At 51.4% G+C, this 245-nt stretch carries 1 rRNA gene; it reads right to left on the bottom strand.

The annotated features are described in order from the left end of the window. Nucleotides 1–245: ribosomal RNA gene (locus SB754_RS22305) — 23S ribosomal RNA — on the bottom strand; the annotation flags it as partial.

Genomic DNA, 245 nt, shown 5'->3' with positions numbered 1-245 from the left:
GGATCACGGGCCAAGGTTAGAACCTCAAACAAACCAGGGTGGTATTTCAAGGACGGCTCCACCGAAACTAGCGTTCCGGTTTCATAGCCTCCCACCTATCCTACACAGATCGGTTCAAAGTCCAATGCAAAGCTACAGTAAAGGTTCATGGGGTCTTTCCGTCTAGCCGCGGGTAGATTGCATCATCACAAACACTTCAACTTCGCTGAGTCTCGGGAGGAGACAGTGTGGCCATCGTTACGCCA

It is taken from the genome of Leifsonia sp. SIMBA_070 (assembly GCF_046534635.1).
Lineage (GTDB): Bacteria > Actinomycetota > Actinomycetes > Actinomycetales > Microbacteriaceae > Leifsonia.
This window is presented reverse-complemented; position numbering and strand designations above follow the sequence as displayed.